14 protein-coding genes are annotated in these 17758 nt (G+C 71.0%); 6 read left to right on the top strand and 8 right to left on the bottom strand.

All coding sequences use genetic code 11. The annotated features are described in order from the left end of the window. Positions 1 to 12: 12 nt before the first annotated feature. Positions 13 to 1092, bottom strand: coding sequence for an alkaline phosphatase family protein (locus ACFRFH_RS18175; RefSeq protein WP_382464389.1), 1080 nt, complete (start codon positions 1090 to 1092; stop codon positions 13 to 15). A 135-nt stretch (positions 1093 to 1227) separates the two neighbouring features. Here ACFRFH_RS18175 and ACFRFH_RS18170 point away from each other — a divergent pair, with 135 nt between their 5' ends. Next, positions 1228 to 3702, top strand: a complete 2475-nt coding sequence (locus tag ACFRFH_RS18170; RefSeq protein WP_382464388.1) for a DNA topoisomerase (ATP-hydrolyzing) subunit A — start codon at positions 1228 to 1230, stop codon at positions 3700 to 3702. A gap of 220 nt (positions 3703 to 3922) precedes the next feature. On the opposite strand, the gene ACFRFH_RS18165 is transcribed toward ACFRFH_RS18170, so the two are convergent. Both ACFRFH_RS18165 and ACFRFH_RS18160 read right to left on the bottom strand, forming a co-directional pair. Next, positions 3923 to 4144 (bottom strand): hypothetical protein, encoded by a 222-nt coding sequence (locus tag ACFRFH_RS18165; protein ID WP_382464410.1) that lies wholly within the window; start codon positions 4142 to 4144, stop codon positions 3923 to 3925. 218 nt (positions 4145 to 4362) lie between these two features. Beyond that, complete coding sequence (locus tag ACFRFH_RS18160; protein WP_382464387.1) at positions 4363 to 6447, bottom strand: type IIA DNA topoisomerase subunit B; 2085 nt, start codon at positions 6445 to 6447, stop codon at positions 4363 to 4365. A 223-nt stretch (positions 6448 to 6670) separates the two neighbouring features. On the opposite strand from ACFRFH_RS18160, the gene ACFRFH_RS18155 reads away from it, so the two are divergent. Genes ACFRFH_RS18155 through alr form a run of 3 tightly spaced genes read left to right on the top strand, consistent with a single transcriptional unit; the run spans position 6671 to position 8769 of the window. Next, on the top strand, positions 6671 to 6907 hold the full coding sequence (locus ACFRFH_RS18155; protein ID WP_055915732.1) for a hypothetical protein: 237 nt from the start codon (positions 6671 to 6673) through the stop codon (positions 6905 to 6907). Between the two features lie 54 nt (positions 6908 to 6961). Then, positions 6962 to 7696, top strand: a complete 735-nt coding sequence (locus ACFRFH_RS18150) for an alanine racemase C-terminal domain-containing protein (RefSeq protein ID WP_382464386.1) — start codon at positions 6962 to 6964, stop codon at positions 7694 to 7696. After that, positions 7693 to 8769, top strand: a complete 1077-nt coding sequence (alr, locus tag ACFRFH_RS18145; RefSeq protein WP_382464385.1) for an alanine racemase — start codon at positions 7693 to 7695, stop codon at positions 8767 to 8769. Before ACFRFH_RS18150 ends, alr begins: the two co-directional genes overlap by 4 nt. A 23-nt stretch (positions 8770 to 8792) precedes the next feature. Here alr and ACFRFH_RS18140 read toward each other — a convergent pair whose 3' ends face one another. The 5 genes from ACFRFH_RS18140 to ACFRFH_RS18120 form a co-directional block, all read right to left on the bottom strand. Then, positions 8793 to 9521, bottom strand: a complete 729-nt coding sequence (locus ACFRFH_RS18140; protein ID WP_382464384.1) for a type 1 glutamine amidotransferase — start codon at positions 9519 to 9521, stop codon at positions 8793 to 8795. After that, entirely contained in the window at positions 9518 to 10792 is a 1275-nt protein-coding gene (locus ACFRFH_RS18135) for a MurT ligase domain-containing protein (RefSeq protein ID WP_382464383.1), read from the bottom strand. Before ACFRFH_RS18135 ends, ACFRFH_RS18140 begins: the two co-directional genes overlap by 4 nt. Positions 10793 to 10795: 3 nt before the next feature. Then, positions 10796 to 12133 carry an RNA polymerase sigma factor gene (locus tag ACFRFH_RS18130; protein WP_382464382.1) on the bottom strand — a complete coding sequence of 446 codons (1338 nt, stop codon included), beginning with the start codon at positions 12131 to 12133 and terminating at the stop codon, positions 10796 to 10798. 180 nt (positions 12134 to 12313) lie between these two features. Continuing rightward, positions 12314 to 13654: a nitrate/nitrite transporter gene (locus tag ACFRFH_RS18125; protein WP_382464381.1), complete on the bottom strand. Its 1341-nt coding sequence runs from the start codon at positions 13652 to 13654 to the stop codon at positions 12314 to 12316. 49 nt (positions 13655 to 13703) lie between these two features. After that, on the bottom strand, positions 13704 to 14648 hold the full coding sequence (locus ACFRFH_RS18120; protein ID WP_382464380.1) for a proteasome assembly chaperone family protein: 945 nt from the start codon (positions 14646 to 14648) through the stop codon (positions 13704 to 13706). Positions 14649 to 14766: 118 nt separating this feature from the next. Here ACFRFH_RS18120 and ACFRFH_RS18115 point away from each other — a divergent pair, with 118 nt between their 5' ends. Together ACFRFH_RS18115 and lpdA are read left to right on the top strand one after the other, a co-directional pair. Next, the gene (locus tag ACFRFH_RS18115; RefSeq protein ID WP_382464379.1) at positions 14767 to 16248 is read left to right on the top strand and encodes a leucyl aminopeptidase; all 1482 of its coding nucleotides are present in this window, start codon (positions 14767 to 14769) and stop codon (positions 16246 to 16248) included. Between the two features lie 103 nt (positions 16249 to 16351). Continuing rightward, the gene (gene lpdA, locus ACFRFH_RS18110; RefSeq protein ID WP_382464378.1) at positions 16352 to 17725 is read left to right on the top strand and encodes a dihydrolipoyl dehydrogenase; all 1374 of its coding nucleotides are present in this window, start codon (positions 16352 to 16354) and stop codon (positions 17723 to 17725) included. Positions 17726 to 17758: the final 33 nt, after the last annotated feature.

The following is a 17758-nucleotide window of genomic DNA, read 5'->3' as shown; positions in this document are numbered from 1 at the left end:
GCTTCCCGAGGTCTAACCCGCCGCCCCGAACCGCAGCAGCGGCACCCGCGTCTCCTCGACCGTGAGCGAGCCGTGCTGGCCGATCATGCTGCGTCCGGTGCGCTGCGGGTCGCGCGAGTCGTAGTAGGCGATGCGCTTCCTGGCGGCCACGAGCACGTCGCCGATCCGCGGCGCGACCTCCGGCTCGACGGACGGGCCGAACCAGCCCGCCTCGATCGCCTCGGCGCGGGTCGCGACCCACGAACGGCCGCCCTCCATGTCACGCCAGCGCGCGGCCACGTCGTCCGCGGGCGCGCCCTCCTCTGTATAGAGGTGCAGCAGCCGCGGCTCGCCCGCGACTTCGGCGACGCCCTCCAGCAGCTCGGGAGCGGTGTCGTAGAGCACATGCCCGCTCTCGGGGATGTCGACGATGCCGTGGTCGGCGGTGACCAGCACACCCTGGCCGGGGCCGAGGGAGGCCGCGAGCCCGGCGACCAGCGCGTCGAGGGTCTCCAGCTCGGCCGTCCAGCGCGGCGACTCCCAGCCGCGGGCGTGCGCGACCTGGTCGAGCTCGGCGACGTAGAGGTAGGTGAGTGCAGGCCCAGGCGTCCGGAGGATCGTGCGCGCGGCGTCGAAGCGGTCGGCCATCGTGCGGCCGCCGATGAACTCCGCGCCGCGCAGCACAGCGTGGGTGAAGCCGGAGTCCGCGTACGCGGGGACGCCGAGCGCGTAGGAGGCGACGCCGTCGGCAGCGGCCCGCTCGAAGACCGTCTCGGCGCGCTGCCAGGTGGCCGGATCCATCCGCTCGTCCCAGCCGTTGAGCTGGTTGGTCAGCCGGCCCGCGTCGTCGCGGACCCGGTAGCCGACCAGGCCGTGCTCCCCCGGCGTCGTCCCGGTCGTCAGCGTCGCCAGCGCGGCGGCCGTCGTGGTCGGGAAGCCGGCGTCGATCGTCGTCGTCTTGGCGAGCCGGGAGGCCAGCGTCCTGGCGTGCCCTTCGCGCGCCCGCAGCGCCGCGGCGCCGAGGCCGTCGACCACGACGACGACCACATGCTGCAGCGGAGGAAGCCCGAGGTCGTTGTCCTCCCCGTGCAGCGCCCCCAGGGAACTCGGCATTACCGTGGCGAGGCTCGCTCTGGTCGTGAACGCGGCCGGTAGCATGGGGGGCATCCGGCCCAGTCTGTCACAGCTGGACGGACGGGAGCCGTCGAACCGGCGCGCCTCCTGCCGCCCCACACACCGAATGCACGAATGACACCAGCAGACGATCAGGCCCCGGCAACCGAACGCATCGAAGACGTCGACGTCACGACCGAGATGCAGGGCTCGTTCCTGGAGTACGCGTACTCCGTCATCTACTCGCGAGCGCTCCCCGACGCGCGCGACGGCCTGAAGCCCGTGCAGCGGCGCATCCTCTACATGATGACCGAGATGGGCCTCCGCCCGGACCGCGGTCACGTCAAGTCGGCGCGCGTCACCGGCGAGGTGATGGGAAAGCTGCACCCGCACGGCGACAGCGCCATCTACGACGCTCTCGTGCGCATGGCCCAGGACTTCACCCTCCGCGTGCCGCTGGTCGACGGCCACGGCAACTTCGGCTCGCTGGACGACGGCCCGGCCGCTGCGCGCTACACCGAGGCGCGCCTCGCCGCCGCCGCGCTCGCCCTCACCGAGGACTTGGACGAGGACGTCGTCGACTTCGTCCCCAACTACGACAACCAGCTCCTGCAGCCCGACGTGCTGCCCGCGGCGTTCCCGAACCTCCTGGTCAACGGCGCCAGCGGCATCGCGGTCGGCATGGCCACCAACATGGCTCCGCACAACCTGGTGGAGGTCGTCGGCGCCGCCCGACACCTCCTCGCCAACCCGGAGGCCACGCTCGACGAGCTGATGGACTACGTGCCGGGCCCCGACCTCCCGAGCGGCGGCACCATCGCCGGCCTCTCGGGCGTGCGCGACGCGTACGCGACCGGGCGCGGCAGCTTCAAGATGCGCGCCAAGGTGGGCGTCGAGTCGATCACCGCGCGCAAGAGCGGCCTCGTCGTCACCGAGCTGCCCTACGGGGTCGGCCCGGAGCGCGTGATCGAGAAGATCAAGGACGGCGTCAACGCGAAGAAGCTGAACGGCATCTCCGATGTGACCGACCTCTCCGACCGCCAGCACGGCCTCCGGCTCGTCATCGGCATCAAGACCGGGTTCAGCCCGGACGCCGTGCTGGAGCAGCTCTACCGGCACACGCCGCTGGAGGAGGGCTTCTCGATCAACAACGTCGCCCTCGTCGCCGGCGGCCCGCAGACCCTCGGGCTGCGCGAGCTGCTGCGGGTGTACATCGACCACCGGATCAGCGTCGTCACCCGCCGCTCCGAGTTCCGGCTCGCGCGCCGCAAGGAGCGCCTGCACCTGGTCGAGGGCCTCCTCGTCGCGATCCTCGACATCGACGAGGTCATCCAGGTCATCCGCACCTCCGACGACACCGACCAGGCGCGCACGCGGCTGCAGCAGGTGTTCGACCTCAGCACGCTGCAGGCCGACTACATCCTCGAGCTGCGGCTGCGCCGGCTGACGAAGTTCTCCCGCATCGAGCTCGAGACCGAGCGCGACCAGCTGCGGGCGGAGATCGCCGAGCTGGAGGAGCTCCTCGCCAGCCGCGCGCGCATCGACGCGCTGGTGTCCGACGAGCTGGAGCAGGTCGCACTGAAGTTCGGCACCCCGCGCCGCACCCTGCTCACCGAGGCCAAGCCGTCCATCGCGGGCGCGGGCTCGCGCAGCAAGGCGATGACGATTCAGCTGGAGGTCGCAGACACCCCCTGCCGCGTCTACCTGTCGACCACCGGCCGCATCCTGCGCGTCGACGCGGGCGCGGGCGAGGGCGAGGGCCTGGACCGCATCCAGCCGCCGGCCCGCCGCAGCAAGCACGACGCGATCCTGTCGCGGCTCGACACCACGAGCCGCAGCGAGATCGGCGCCGTCACCGACCGTGGCCGCCTCATCCGCTTCTCGCCGGTCGACCTCCCGGCCGCCCCGCTCAACTCGGTGCAGCTCGGCGCGGGCGTGAAGGTGGGCGACTACCTCGCGCTGGCCGACCGCAAAGAGCGCGTGCTCGCGCTCGTCTCGCTGGACGCCCCGGAGGCGATCGCCCTCGGCACACGCCAGGGCGTGGTCAAGCGGGTGACGCCGGGCGACTGGGCGAACAAGCCCGAGTTCGAGGTCATCGCGTTGAAGGCCGGCGACGCGGTCGTCGGCGCCGTGCAGTCGGCGGACGACGCCGAGCTGGTCTTCGTCTCCAGCGACTCCCAGCTGCTGCGCTTCTCCGCCGGTTCGGTGCGCCCGCAGGGCCGCGCGGCCGGCGGGATGGCCGGCATCAACCTGGCCGGCGACGCCCGCGTCGTGTTCTTCGGCGCGGTGGAGGCCGCGGAGCGCTCCGACGCGGTGGTCGTCACCATCGCCGTCAGCGACCAGACCCTCCCCGGCGCGGACCCCGGCAGCGGCAAGGTCAGCGACTTCGCCGAGTTCCCGGCCAAGGGCCGCGCGACCGGCGGCGTGCGCTCGCAGCGCTTCCTCAAGGGCGAGACCGAGCTGGCGCTCGCCTGGGTCGGCGCGGCTCCCGCCCTGGCCGTCGGCCCCGACGGCGCTGCGCGCATCCTCCCCGAGGGCGGCGCCCGCCGCGACGGCTCCGGCACCCCCCTCGACATGGTCGTCACCTCCCTCGGCCGCCGCCTCGCCTGACGCGCTAGTCGGTAACGGAGGACTCCGTCCTCCCGCCCCGGCGCGCCGCCACCCACCGGAGGACATCCACCCGAAACCGGCCCCGATCTCCTCCGTTACCGACACCGCTCCCGCCGCAAGGGCGCGGCTAACGGAGGAGCCACGGCTTGAACCAGCCCCGAACTCCTCCGTTGGCTGACATTGAGCAGCGCTCCGCGCCGGATCTCCTCCGTTGCCGACGTCAGGCGTCGATGCGGGCGCGGGACAGGTCGTCGGCGCCCGCGATGATGAACTCCTTGCGGGGCGCCACGTCGTTGCCCATCAGCAGCTCGAACACGCGGTTGGCCGCCTCGCCGTCGGAGTCACTTACGCGGCGCCGGCAGCTCGCCACGCGCCCCCAGGGCGGTGCCCGCCGCGACGGCTCCGGCACCCCCTCGACATGGTCGTAGCCTCCCTCAGCCATCAGTTGACGCAGCCAACGGAGGACATCCACCCCGCCCCTGGCGCGCCGTCCGCTACCGGAGGACTCCCGCCCCAACCCGCCCCGAATCTCCTCCGTTACCGACACCCCCACCCGTCGCGAGGGCGCGGCAAACGGAGGACATCCGGCCCGAACCGGCCCCGAACTCCTCCGTTGGCTGACCTCCGGCGGTGCTCCGCGCTGGATGTCCTCCGTTACCGTCAGGCGTCGATGCGGGCCCGGGACAGGTCGTCGGCGCCCGCGATGATGAACTCCTTGCGGGGCGCCACGTCGTTGCCCATCAGCAGCTCGAAGACGCGGTTGGCCGCCTCGGCGTCGGAGACGCGCACCCGGCGCAGCGTGCGGTGGGAGCGGTCCATCGTCGTGGTCGCGAGCTGGTCCGCGTCCATCTCGCCGAGGCCCTTGTAGCGCTGGATGGGCTCCTGGTACTTCCGGCCGCGCTTCTTGAGGTCGGCGAGCACCGCCTGCAGCTCGGCCTCCGAGTACGTGTAGATCGTCTCGTTCGGCTTGGAGCCGGGGTTGACCGCGACCACCCGGTGCAGCGGAGGCACGGCGGCGAACACCCGGCCCTCCTCGATCATCGGCCGCATGTAGCGGAAGAACAGCGTGAGCAGCAGCGTGCGGATGTGGGCGCCGTCGACGTCCGCGTCCGACATGATGATGACCTTGCCGTATCGCGCGGAGCCCAGCTCGAACGAGCGTCCGGACCCTGCCCCGATCACCTGGATGATCGCCGCGCACTCCGCGTTGGAGAGCATGTCGGAGACCGACGCCTTCTGCACGTTGAGGATCTTGCCGCGGATCGGCAGCAGCGCCTGGTACTCGCTGTCCCGCGCACGCCGAGCGGTGCCGAGCGCCGAGTCGCCCTCCACGATGAACAGCTCGCTGTTCGCCACGTCGCTCGACCGGCAGTCCACGAGCTTCGCCGGCAGGGAGGACGTCTCCAGCGCGTTCTTGCGCCGCTGCGTCTCCTTGTGGGCGCGGGCCGAGATCCGGGACTTCATCTCGGCGACGACCTTGTCGAGCACGAGCGCCGACTGCGTCTTGTCGTCGCGCTTGGTCGACGCGAACCGTTCGGCGAGGGCCTTCTGGATGACGTTGGCCACGATCGCGCGCACCGCCGGCGTGCCGAGGACCTCCTTGGTCTGGCCCTCGAACTGCGGCTCGGGGAGGCGCACGGTCAGCACGGCCGTGAGCCCGGCCATGACGTCGTCCTTCTCCAGCTTGTCCGTGCCGGCCTTCAGCCGGCGCGCGTTCAGCTCCACCTGCTGGCGCAGGAACTTGAGCATCCCCTGGTCGAAGCCGGTCTGGTGGCTGCCGCCCTTGGGCGTCGCGATGATGTTGACGAACGAGCGCATCACCGTGTCGTAACCGGTCCCCCAGCGCAGCGCGATGTCGACCTGGCACTCGCGCTTCAGCTCGGTCGGCACCATCGCGCCGCCGTCGGAGAGCACCGGCACGGTCTCGGTGAAGTGGCCCTCGCCGGTGAGCCGCCAGGTCTCGGTGATCGGGCTGTCGGGCGAGAGGAAGTCCACGAACTCGGAGATGCCGCCCTCGTAGCTGAAGGTGGTCCGCTCGCCCTCGACCGAGCGCTGGTCGTCGATCGTGATCGCCAGGCCAGGGATGAGGAACGCCGTCTGCCGGGCACGCCCCACGAGGTCCTCCACCGAGAAGTCGGCGCCGGCGGTGAACACCTGCCGGTCGGCCCAGTAGCGGATGCGTGTTCCGGTGACGCCCTTGGCGACCTTGCCCGCGACCCGCAGCTCGCTGCCGCTCACGAACGGGGAGAATTTCGCGTCGGGGCTCGGCGCGGCCTTGCCGTCGTCGAACACGCCCGGCTCGCCGCGGTGGAACGACATCGCCCAGGTCTTGCCGTCACGGTCGACCTCGACGTCGAGCCGCTCGGAGAGGGCGTTGACGACGGAGGCGCCGACGCCGTGCAGGCCGCCGGAGGCCGCGTAGGACCCGCTGCCGAACTTGCCGCCGGCGTGCAGCTTGGTGAAGACGACCTCCACACCGGTCAGCCCGGTCTTGGGCTCGACGTCGACGGGGATGCCGCGTGCGGTGTCGCGCACCTCCACGCTGTCGTCCGGGTGCAGGATGACCTCGATAGCCGAGCCGTGCCCGGCGAGCGCCTCGTCGACGGAGTTGTCGATGATCTCCCACAGGCAGTGCATGAGGCCGCGGGAGTCGGTGGAGCCGATGTACATGCCTGGGCGCTTGCGGACGGCCTCCAGGCCCTCCAGCACCGAGAGGTGCCTCGCCGAATAGTCCGAGCTCGCCACGAGCGCTCCTTGTGTTCCGTGCAGTCGTTCCGGGTGCGGCGCGCGAATCCGCGCGCGTGCATCCTCCAGGTTACGTGCTGCGCCGGGCGATCCCCGCCCCGACACCCACGGGCCCGAAGGCTACGCGTTGAGCGAAATAGCAGCCGATACGCGCCTCGTCTCCGGGTTTACGTGGTTCTATAGACGTACCGAGTTCACCGGTTGCGACGGAAAGGAGCATCACATGTCTACTATCACCTCGGAGAACGGTGCGGTTGACGAGCTCGAGTCGGGGCCGCAATTGACGGCCGCAGACCGCTGCGACAGCTGTGGCGCTCAGGCGTACATCCGCGTCGTGGTCAACAACGGCGAACTCCTCTTCTGCGCCCACCACGGCAAGAAGCACCAGGAGAAGCTCTCGCAGATCGCGCACAGCTGGCACGACGAGACGGCTCGTCTCTTCGAAGAGCAGCGCGCCTAGGGTCCCCGCGGCACACGCGAACGGGCTGAACGAGCGATGGCAGGAGCCACCGGCGTGCGCAGGCGCGCATTCGTCGACCTCGACGTCATCCGCTCGAACGCCGCCAGCGCGGCCGCCGCACCACTCCCCGACTGCACCGCCGATCTCCGCGCGGACGCGTACGGGCACGGGCTCATCCCCGTCGCCCGGGCGCTGACCGACGCGGGGGTCGGCGGTTTTCTCGTCTCCCGGGTGGAGGACGCCGCGGCCGTCGCCGACGAGGGCATCCCGCTGCCCGTCACGGTCGGCTTCCCCGCCGGACGCCACGCCAGCGGGCCTGCGCACCTGCTCGGTCCCGAACTGCTCGGCCTGACCGACCTTCCCGGCGTCGCCCCGGCCCTGCGCCTCACCGGCGAGATCATCGCGGTGAAGCGCGTCGGGGCCGACCGCGGCGTCTCCTACGGCTACACCTACCGCACCGACCGCCCCAGCACGCTCGTGCTGGTCGCGCTCGGCTACGCCGACGGCATCCTGCGCGTCGCCTCCAACAAGGCGCCCGTGCTGGTCGGCGAGACCACCGGCCGGATCACCGGCCGCATCGCGATGGACCAGTTCGTGGTCGACATCGGCGACGCAGAAGCACAGCCGGGCGACGAGGTGGTCCTGTTCGGCGACCCGGCCCGCGGCGAGCCGACCGCGCTCGACTGGGAGGCAGCGCTCGGCGTCGCCGCTTCGGTCATCACGAGCAGACTGGGCCGCCGCATCGAGCGGCTGTACGGCCACTGGACCCGGAAGGCGGCGGCGCAGTGACCATCGTGGACGCGATCGCGGAGCCGCTCCCCCGCGCGATCATCGACCTGGCGGCACTCCGCCGGAACGTCGGGCACCTCACCGCGCTGATCGCTCCCGCCGAGACCATGCTCGCGGTCAAGGCCGACGCCTACGGCCACGGCCTGCTCCCCATCGCGGAGGCCGGGCTGGAGGCGGGAGCGACCTCCCTCGCCGTGCTGGAGGTCCCCGCGGGGCTCGTCCTGCGCGCCGCGGGCATCACGGTCCCGCTGCTGGCCTGGCTGCACGGCGACGACACCGACTGGCGCGCCGCGATCGAGGCCGACATCGAGCTGGGCATCTCGGCCGTCTGGCAGCTCGACGCCATCGCGGCCGCGGGCGCCGACCGTCCTGCCGTCGTGCACCTCAAGGTCGACACCGGCCTCAGCCGCAACGGGGCGACCCGCGAGCAGTGGCCGCACCTGATCGACGCCGCACTGGAGCTGGAGCGGCAGGGCGTCGTCCGCATCCGTGCGGCGTGGTCGCACCTGGCCGACGCCTCCATCGCCGACGATGAGGCGTCCCTCGCGGAGTTCCGCAGCGCCGTGGCGGAGGCCGAGGAGCGCGGCGCCCGGTTCGAGATCCTGCACCTCGCGGCGAGCTCGGCGGGCATCCGGATGCCGGAGGCCCGCTTCGACCTGGTGCGCTTCGGCATCGCCGCCTACGGCTTCTCGCCGTTCGACGACACCACCGGCGCCGAGCTCGGGCTGGAGCCCGTGATGCGGCTGGAGGCGCCGGTCGTGGAGGTCCATGTCGGCGGCACCACGCATGTGCGCCTCGGGATCGGGTTCGGCGACGGCGTGCCCGTCTTGGGCATCGCCAAGAGCTCGGTCCTCCTCGCCGGCCAGCGCTGCCGCGTGATCGCCGTCGACGTCGACACGATGCTGGTCGACGCGGGCTTGGCGCGCGTCGCGGTCGGCGACACCGCCGTCCTCTTCGGGTCGGGCCGCGACGGCTCGGTCACCGCGGAGAAGTACGCGGACTGGGCCGAGACCATCGCCGACGAGATGATCACCGGCGTGGCTGTGCGCGTCCCCCGCGTCTACGAGAACTGACGCCCAGGAGAGCTGACGAGCGGTCAGACCGCGACGCCGAGGCGGCCCGCGATGGCGCGGCGCGCGTTCGCCGCGTAACGGTCCACGCGCTCGGTCTGCGGCACCGGCGGGAGCTCGCCGCGCAGCGCGGTCTGCAGCATCCGGTCGGCCAGGACCGGGTTCATCGGGAGGACCGGGCCGTGCAGGTGGGTGCCGATGGCGCTCCCGAGCACGACGCCCTCCGTCTTGTCGCCGTTCCCGAAGCCGCTCACCACGTCGCCGAGGGGCATTGCACCCGCGGCGTCCGCGCTGAACGTCGTGGTCGCCGAGTGGTTCTCGAAACCCGCGAGTGTGACACCGTCGGACATCCGTACGACGACCTCCGCGACGTGACGCCGCGACCCGAGCACCGCGCGGGTCGGGAACACCCCGGCGCCGGCTAGCGTCTCGCCGTCCGGCGTCACGATCTCCTCGCCCAGGAGTTGCCAGCCGCCCGCGATCGCGAGGATCGGCACTCCGGCGTCGCGCCACTGCCGCAGCCGCGGCGCGATCAGGGCCACGTCGGCGGCGACAGCGCGCTGCGCGGACAGCGGGCCGGAGCCGATGTGCACGATGTCGGCACTGGCGGGCAGCTCGGCGCCGGGAGCGTGCGACACGATGTCGACGTCCACGCCGCGCCAGCGCGCGCGCTCGGCCAGGGCGAGCACGTTGCCGGCGTCGCCGTTGATCCCGAGCTCGCGCGGGTAGAGGTGCAGGATGCGGAGGACGGTCACTTGTCGCCGCCTTCCAGGTCGAGGAAGCCGAGCTGCTTGCGGATGGCCATCATCTGCTCGTAGTTCACGATCATCGTCTTGGTGCCGCGCGACGGCTTCGGGAGGGCGAGGAACGCCTGCAGGGCGGGCCGCAGCTCCGGCATCACCTGGTCGACCTCGATCCCGGCGTAGGCGAACCGGGTCGCGAACTGCCAGGCCTTCGTGCCGGAGACGATGTCGACATGCTCCAGCTTGGAGAGGTCGATGTCGTAGACCCAGGACGGGTCGGGCGTGCCCTCGTCGACAGCGACGAAGACCTGCTCCGGGCTGTGGCTCAGATAGTCGAGGTTGAGCTGGAGGCTCGGCGGGTTCTTCATCATGATGATCTCGATGTCCTCGTCGCCGACCTTCAGCGTCTCGCCGCGGCCGTAGACCGTGCGCAGCGAGCTCATCGCCGCGACGACGGCCTCCGACTGGAAGCGGTCGCCCAGCACCCGCCGGGCCATCGCCGTCGCGCCGGCGGCGTCCACCGCGTAGTGCAGGCCGCGCGCGGGCAGGCCGATCCGGATGGACTCGCCGCCCATCGTGAGCTGCGCGCTCTGCGTCTCCAGCTTGCTGACGAACACGGCGGGCACCGGGAGGGCGCCGGCAGCGACGCCGGAGAGGTCCGCCACGTTGGCGAGGCCGTTCGGCGAGGACTCGATGATGGCCGGGGCCACAGCGAAGGTCGTCACGTCGCGGCCCGCAGCGGCGAGCTCCGCGCCGACCCGCGCGAGGCTGTCGTCGTCGGCGTTCACCACGACGAACTCGGCCGAGCGCTCCGCGATCGTGCGGAGCATCCCGATCACGCGGGTGGGCTCGAAGAACCGGTTGAGCTGGTCGATCTGCACGTTGAGCAGCAGCGAGCCGCGCGGCTTCAGAACGGTCGCGAGGTCGACGCCGTACGCCTCGTCCACCTCGATCACCCCGACGTCGCCGCGGACGTAGCCGTCGAGCGGCACATCCGCCAGCAGGGCGGAGGCGATCCCCTGCGGCAGGTTGCCGCCGGACGGGTTGGTGAAGACGTTCAGCCCGTGCTCGCGCAGGATCGCCGTGAGCATGTTGGTGGTCGTCGACTTGCCGTTGGAACCGGAGACGAAGACGACCCCCAGCGGGAGGCGGCTGACAGCACGTTCGAGGAACTTCGGCGCGATCGCGAGCGCGACCCGCCCCGGCACCGCGGAGCCGCCTCCCCGCAGGCGCAGCAGCCAGCGGGCGAGGCGGCCGGCGATGACCGCCAGTCGGTAGCGCACCGTTTACTCGAGGTAGTCGCGCAGCGACTGCGAGCGGGACGGGTGGCGCAGCTTCGCCATCGTCTTCGACTCGATCTGCCGGATGCGCTCCCGCGTCACGCCGAAGGTGTCGCCGATCTGGTCGAGCGTCTTCGGCATGCCGTCGCCCAGGCCGAAGCGCATGCGGATGACGCCCGCCTCGCGCTCGGAGAGGGAGTCGAGGAGGCTCTCGAGCTGCTTCTGCAGCATCGTGAAGCCGACCGCGTCGGCCGGAACGACCGCCTCGGTGTCCTCGATCAGGTCGCCGAACTCACTGTCGCCGTCCTCACCCAGCGGGGTGTGGAGCGAGATGGGCTCGCGACCGTACTTCTGCACCTCGATGACCTTCTCGGGGGTCATGTCGAGCTCCTTGGAGAGCTCTTCCGGGGTGGGCTCGCGGCCGAGGTCCTGCAGCATCTGCCGCTGGACGCGGGCCAGCTTGTTGATGACCTCCACCATGTGCACCGGGATGCGGATGGTGCGGGCCTGGTCGGCCATCGCGCGGGTGATCGCCTGACGGATCCACCAGGTGGCGTAGGTCGAGAACTTGAAGCCCTTGGTGTAGTCGAACTTCTCGACGGCGCGGATCAGACCCAGGTTGCCCTCCTGGATGAGGTCCAGGAACTGCATGCCGCGGCCGGTGTAGCGCTTGGCGAGGCTGACCACGAGGCGCAGGTTGGCCCCGAGCAGGTGGCTCTTGGCGCGCTGGCCGTCACGGGCGACCCAGCGCAGCTCGCGCTCGAGCTCCTTGGGCATGTTCGGGGTGTTCGCGAGCTTGTCCTCCGCGAACAGGCCGGCCTCGATGCGCATCGCGAGCTCGACCTCCTCCGCGGCGTTCAGCAGCGGGACCTTGCCGATCTGCTTGAGGTAGTCCTTGACCGGGTCTGCGGTCGCGCCGGTGATCGTCGTGGAGTACACGGGGACGTCGTCGTCCTCGTCCACGGCGCGCAGCACGAGCGCGTCGGTGGGAAGCGGGGCGTCCGCCGCCGCCTGCACAGCCGCGCTCTCGCCCTTGGGGCCGGACCCCTCGGCGTCGTCCGCCTCGGCGTCGTCGCCCTCGGTCTCGTCGGCGTCGACGGCGTCATCGGCCACCCCGGCCGTGTCGTCCGCGTCGATCTCGACCTCGGCGTCGTCGTCGAGCTCCTCGTCGTCGTCGCCCTTGGCCTTGGTGGCGCCCTTCTTGGGCGCGGCCTTCTTCGCCGGCGCCTTGGCCGGCGACTTGGCCGTCGTCTTCTTCGCTGCCGGCTTGGCGGCCGCAGCGGTCTCTTCGGTCTCCTCGACCGCCTCGGCCTCGCGGGCCTTGGTTGCTGCACGGGTTGCCATCTGCCTACCTTTCATACAAGCGAAGGGCTTTCATACCGGGGCGGGCCGTGGTGAGCCGACCGTGCGCCCGGGCTGAGGTCGCGTGCGGACATTACTAAGACCCATGTCAAGCCTTGGGCTGTCGCGCCGGGCACCATCTAGTGCTCCGACCCCAAGAACATGAACGGGTCCAGGTATCAATTATTGCACGTTCTCGCCAGGCTCCCGACCATCTCGCCTTCGCCAAGCGTCAACGAGTGCAACCCACAAGGGACCCACTTCTATTCCCTCCTCCTCCGCGAGGCGGCGGCGGGTGCGCCGGCGGGCTCGGACGAGGAAGACGACGCCGAGGCCGATGATCGCGTACTGCAGGGCGAACGCCCAGCGGAAGGAGTCGAGAGCGTAGAGACCGGCGACCGTGTGGGCGGTGTTCTGGGCGTCCAGGGCGATGCCGATGAGGAACATCATCACGAAGCTGGCCAGGAAGCCGCCGACGTTCACGATGCCGTTGGCGGAGCCCAGGCTGTGCAGCGGATTGGAGGTACGCGCGAAGTCGAACCCGATCAGCGAGCCGGGGCCGCCGATCCCGATCGCCACCAGCACGAGGATCAGGAGCCAGAGCGGCGGCGTCCCCGGCCACAGCAGCAGCAGCGCCCAGACGATCCCCATCATTCCGACGATCGCGAGCACGAGGTTGCTGCGCCGCAGCGGGAAGCGCGCGGTCAGCAGTCCGAGGATCGGGCCGGCGATCAGGCCCGCCACGACCGACACGATGAGGAGTCCGCTCGCCTCCGCCGGGTCGATGCCGAGCGCGAACACCATGAACGGCAGTCCCCACATCAGGCTGAACACGGTGCCGGAGGACTGCGTGGTGAAGTGCGACCAGAACCCGAGCTGCGTGCCCGGCCGGGCGAGGCTGATCCGGAGCTGCCGGATCGACTCGCGCCAGGTCGCCGGGCGCGGGCCCTCGCTCGACCCGACCGGACGGTCGCGGATGGCGGCGACGATTCCGACCAGCGCGACCACCGACACCGACGCCGCGCTGAGGAAGGCCACCGTCCAGCCGGACTCGTGGAGGAGCAGGGCGAACGGGACGGCGGACAGCACCTGGCCGAGCTGGCCGATGTTGCCGATCCACTGCGAGAGCTGCGGGACGAGGCGGCCGCGGAACCAGGAGTTCACCAGCCGCATGAGCGAGGTGAACACGGTCGCGTCGCCTGCACCCACGAGGATGCGGCCGACGATGGCGAGCGCGATGGTCGGCGCGAACGCGACCGTCACCTGCCCGACGACCATCAGGGCGGTTCCCGCGATCATCAGCGCCCGCGAGCCGACCCGGTCGATCAGGACGCCGACCGGCACCTGCATCGCGGCGTAGACGATGAGCTGGACGACCGCCATCGACGACAGCACGGCGGCGGAGACGTGGAAGCGGTCGGTCGCGGCGACGCCGGCGATGCCGATGCTCGTGCGCTGCATCACAGCGACGAGGTAAGCGAAGACTCCGATCCCGAAGATGACCCAGGATCGACGCGAATTCACCCCACGATCCTATGCCCGCCGCGCGAACGGGACCGTCGCGGAGGCCGGGTCAGCGCTCGGGGCGCGGGTTCTCGTCGTCGCCGCGGCGGTCGTCGCCGTGCCGGCGGAACGCGAGGAAGTTCTCCAGCTCGGCCGCGATCTCGTCGGCGCTGGGAAGCTCGCCGTCGCGGTCGGTGAGCGGCGAACGGAGCTGGGTGTCCTCCATGTACGTGTCGTGCCGCTCCTCGAGCGTGCCGACCAGCTTGCCCAGCTCGGCGTTGCCGGCCACCTGCTCGTCGATGTTCGCGACGAACTCGCGGTCCTCCTCGCGCAGGCGGTCGGTCGGGAAGATGAGGCCGGTCGCCGCGCTGATGCTCTCCAGCCCGGCGATGGCCGCGGCCGGGTACTCGGTGTCGGCGAGGTAGTGCGGGATGAGCAGGACGAACCCGGCGATCGGGTACGACAGCTGCTGCAGCCGGTACTCGAGCAGGTGGAGGGCGTTGCCCGGCACCTGCGTCTGCGGCTTCCAGATCGACATCGCCTCGATCAGGTCGCGGCGGTTGCCGCTGACCGTCACGCCGATCGGCCGGGTGTGCGGCACCGGCATCGGGATGGAGTGCACCCAGGTGACGCTCTTGACCGAGTAGCGCTCGATCAGCCCGAGCACGGCCTCCGTGAACGCCTCCCAGCGGAAGTCGGGCTCGAACCCGGACAGCAGGAGGAACGGCTGGCGCAGTTCGTCGTAGACCAGGTGCAGCTTCAGCGTGGACGGCTGGTAGTCGGCCAGGTGGTCCTGGTCGAAGTAGATGATCGGCCTGCGCGCGCGGTAGTCGAGCAGGATGTCGGCGTCGAAGGTCGCCACGACCTCGCTGTCGAGCGTGCCGAGAAGGTAGGTGCCGAGCTGGCTGACGCCGGAGCCGGCGTCGGCGAACCCGGTGAGCCCCGCGATCAGGGGCAGGCCATCCGGCACCACCAGTGCCGGATTCAGCTCGTACAGTTCACCCGGGTCTCGCATACATCAACTCTAGGCCGCGTGCCCCGTCGGGTCGCCGCGCACAGGGCCGCTCGCAGCACGCCCACAGCGAACATACGGCCTCCGCGGTCACGCGGCGATCAGCCGTTAGGGTCGAGATATGACGCCTCCCGCCCTCAGCCTCACTTCCACTCCCTCTTCCTCCGCCGATGTCCTGGTCATCGCCGCGCGCTCCGGCGCCGACGGCGTCACCGTGCTGTCGGCCGCGGCTCCGGACGGGCTGGACGCGTCGCTCGCGGCGGTCGGCTTCGGCGGTGGCAAGGACGAGCTGGTGCGGCTGCCCGGCGTTGCGGGCGGTCCTGCACTCGCGGTCGTCGGCCTCCCCGAGCCGGTGGACGAGGACGCGCTGCGCTACGCGGCGGGCACTGCCATCCGCCAGCTCGCCGGTGTCGGGCACGTCGCGCTCGACCTCCCGACCGACGACGACGCGCAGCTGGGCGCCGTCCTCGAGGGCGCTGCGCTCGGCGCGTACGCCTTCACGGAGTACCGGTCCGCCAGCCGCGCGGGCGTCAAGACACCCGTCGAGACCATCGAGGTCGTCGGCGCGTCGGAGGCCGGCGACGACCTCGTCGCGCGCGCCCTCGCCGTGTCCGGCGCTGCCGCACTGGTCAAGGACCTGGTCAACACTCCCCCGATCGACCTCTACCCCGCGTCGTTCACCTCCCGGGTCGCGGAGGCGGTCGAGGGCCTGCCGGTCACCGTCGAGGTCTGGGACGAGCGCCGGCTGGAGGCCGAGGGCTTCGGCGGCATCCTCGGTGTCGGCCAGGGCTCGGTGCGGCCGCCCCGGCTGGTGAAGGTCGACTACGCGCCGGCCGCAGCTGAGAAGCACCTCGCGCTCGTCGGCAAGGGCATCACGTTCGACTCCGGCGGCCTGTCGCTCAAGCCGCCGTCGGGGATGGTGGGCATGAAGTACGACATGACCGGCGCCGCCACCGTGCTCGCTGTCGCGCTCGCCGCCGCCCGGCTGGCGCTGCCCGTCCGCGTGACCGCGTGGCTGTGCCTGGCCGAGAACATGCCGTCCGGCTCGGCCATCCGCCCGAACGACGTGCTGCGAATGCGCGGCGGACGCACCGTCGAGGTGCTCAACACCGACGCCGAGGGCCGGCTCGTGCTCGCGGACGGCCTAGTCGCCGCCGGCGAGGAGCACCCGGACGCGATCGTGGACGTCGCGACCCTGACCGGCGCCGCGATGGTCGCGCTCGGCACCCGTTACGCCGCGGTCATGGGCTCCGACGACCTGGTCGGCGACGTCCTCGCCGCCGCCAAGGCCTCCGGCGAGCTGCTCTGGCCGATGCCGCTCGCGAGCGAGCTGCGCGCCACCATCAACTCCGACGTCGCCGACATCGCCAACGCCAATCCCGGTGTGACCGCGGGCGGGATGCTGCTGGCCGGCGTCTTCCTCCAGGAGTTCATCGGCCGCACGGGCGAGGAGGACGACGCGCCGCGCATCCCGTGGGCGCACCTCGACATCGCCGGGCCGGCCAAGGGCCCGTCGGCTCCGTACGGCTTCACCGGCAAGGGCCCGTCCGCCGTCAGCGTACGTGCGCTCATCCGTTTGGCCGAGGACTTTTCCCAGAGGTAGTAGGGTCGTATGGGCAGGAAAATCCTGCCAATGCAACGCCTGCCTCGAGTCATCCCTCGGGGCAGGATCGTGTCACGAATCCTGATGCGCGAGGAGTAGCTGGGTGTCTGAGCAGAACTTTGACATTGTGGTGCTCGGCGGTGGGAGTGGAGGCTACGCAGCAGCGCTGCGTGCGGCCGAGCTCGGTTTCACCGTCGGCATGATCGAGAAGGAAAAGGTCGGCGGCACCTGCCTGCACCGCGGCTGTATCCCGACCAAGGCGCTGCTGCACGCGGCCGAGGTCGCGGACTACACGCGGGAGTCGGCCAAGTACGGCATCGTCACGGAGTTCAAGGGCATCGACATCAACGGTGTCACCGAGTACCGGCAGAGCATCATCGCCAAGAAGTACAAGGGCCTCCAGGGCCTGGTGAAGGCCCGCGGCATCACGGTCATCGAGGGCGAGGGCAAGCTGACCTCCCCCACGACCGTGCAGGTCGGCGACGACACCATCACGGGCAAGAACGTCATCCTCGCCACCGGCTCCTACTCGCGCAGCCTCCCCGGCCTCGAGATCGGCGGCCGCGTGATCGCCAGCGAGCAGGCCCTCGAGCTCGACTTCGTCCCCAAGAAGGTCGCGGTCCTCGGCGGCGGCGTCATCGGCGTCGAGTTCGCCAGCGTCTGGAAGTCCTTCGGCGCGGAGGTCACCATCATCGAGGCCCTCCCGCACCTGGTCCCCAACGAGGACGAGGCCATCAGCAAGTCGCTGGAGCGCGCCTTCCGCCGCCGCGGCATCGACTACCGCCTGGGCGTCCGGTTCTCCGGCGTCACCCAGAACGAGGACGGCGTCGTCGTCTCGCTCGAGGACGGCAGCACGGTCGACGCCGAGCTGCTGCTCGTCGCGGTCGGCCGCGGCCCGCTCACGGCCGGCATGGGCTACGACGAGGTCGGCGTCACGCTCGACCGCGGCTTCGTCATCACCGACGAGCGCCTCCAGACCAACATCCCCGGCGTCTACGCCGTCGGCGATATCGTCCCCGGCCTGCAGCTCGCGCACCGCGGCTTCCAGCAGGGCATCTTCGTGGCCGAGGAGATCGCGGGCCTCAACCCGATCGTCGTCCCCGACGTCAACATCCCGAAGGTCACCTACTGCGACCCCGAGGTCGCCTCGATCGGCCTCAGCGAGGTCAAGGCGGCGGAGCAGTACGGCGCCGACGCGATCTCGAGCTACGACTACAGCCTGGCCGGCAACGGCAAGAGCGAGATCATCGGCACGAGCGGCACCGTCAAGGTCGTCCGCGTCAAGGACGGCCCGGTCGTCGGCGTGCACATGATCGGCGCGCGCGTCGGCGAGCTCATCAGCGAGGCGCAGCTCGTGGTGAACTGGGAGGCGCACCCGGAGGACATCGCCCCGTTCGTGCACGCGCACCCGACGCAGAGCGAGTCGCTCGGCGAGGCCTTCCTGTACCTCGCGGGCAAGCCGCTGCACACCCTCTAAGGCGTCCGCCGCGCGAGCGGCTGCAATAAGCTA

Origin of the sequence: Leifsonia sp. NPDC056824 (assembly GCF_042789575.1) — a bacterium.
In the GTDB taxonomy this organism is placed as follows: domain Bacteria; phylum Actinomycetota; class Actinomycetes; order Actinomycetales; family Microbacteriaceae; genus Leifsonia.
This window is presented reverse-complemented; position numbering and strand designations above follow the sequence as displayed.

Coding starts and splice junctions, on each gene's coding strand:
- ACFRFH_RS18165 (WP_382464410.1), bottom strand. CDS start 4,144: ATGGCTGAGGGAGGCTACGACCATGTCGAGGGGGTGCCGGAGCCGTCG.
- ACFRFH_RS18155 (WP_055915732.1), top strand. CDS start 6,671: ATGTCTACTATCACCTCGGAGAACGGTGCGGTTGACGAGCTCGAGTCG.
- ACFRFH_RS18175 (WP_382464389.1), bottom strand. CDS start 1,092: ATGCCGAGTTCCCTGGGGGCGCTGCACGGGGAGGACAACGACCTCGGG.
- ACFRFH_RS18170 (WP_382464388.1), top strand. CDS start 1,228: ATGACACCAGCAGACGATCAGGCCCCGGCAACCGAACGCATCGAAGAC.
- ACFRFH_RS18115 (WP_382464379.1), top strand. CDS start 14,767: ATGACGCCTCCCGCCCTCAGCCTCACTTCCACTCCCTCTTCCTCCGCC.
- ACFRFH_RS18120 (WP_382464380.1), bottom strand. CDS start 14,648: ATGCGAGACCCGGGTGAACTGTACGAGCTGAATCCGGCACTGGTGGTG.
- ACFRFH_RS18130 (WP_382464382.1), bottom strand. CDS start 12,133: ATGGCAACCCGTGCAGCAACCAAGGCCCGCGAGGCCGAGGCGGTCGAG.